At 43.2% G+C, this 799-nt stretch carries 1 protein-coding gene; it reads left to right on the plus strand.

The features are described from left to right. Positions 1–203: 203 nt before the first annotated feature. The coding region (locus A3739_RS26330) for a DUF21 domain-containing protein (RefSeq protein ID WP_156502870.1) at positions 204–799 on the plus strand (596 nt) is incomplete at its 3' end.

Consider the following 799-nt stretch of genomic DNA (forward strand, 5'->3'; position numbering starts at 1 on the left):
ACAAACGGATGAAAAACATAGCTTGGTCTCGTGAAGCGTCGCAATGTGAAATGCTGAATCGATAGCACATACACTACACTGTTTTGAGCGCTTTGGCCTTGTGTTAATTAGATTAGCATCCATTCACTTAGAATAGTGGAATTGGCATAGTTGATTGTGTTGCAATTTGCTACATTAGAGCCTCAAGTGCTTGGAAAAAATACATGACCCTATTATTACTCTATCTTGCGATCGCGATTGGCGTATCGTTCTTATGCTCTATCTTAGAAGCTGTTCTCTTATCGATTACCCCTAGCTACAGCGAAACTATTCAATCAGAGAAGCCAAAACTGGGCGCTAAAATTGCCGAAGTTCGGACTAAACTAGACGAATCTCTTTCCAGTATTCTGATCTTAAATACCTTTGCGCATACGATGGGCGCAGCGGGGGTTGGGTCTCAAGCTGTTCAGGTTTATGGTGCCGAGTGGGAAACACTGATTGCGGTGTTACTCACCTTAGCTATTTTGTATTTTTCTGAGATTATTCCTAAGACATTGGGCGCGACCTATTGGCGGCAACTTGCTGTGCCGGCGTCTTTTACTATCTCTTGGTTAGTGAAAATTGTGTTCCCGCTAGTGTGGCTGTCGACGCGCTTGACCAAGTTATTCAGTAAAGACAAAGACAATGTGATTACGCGTGATGAAATTTTAGCGCTTGCCTCACTTGGCCAAAAAGACGGCACGATTGTCTCGCAAGAGAATGAATACTTATCAAATCTACTTCATCTTCGAGAAGTGGCGACGGAAGAAATTTTAACGCC

It is taken from the genome of Oleiphilus sp. HI0067 (genome assembly GCF_001635735.1).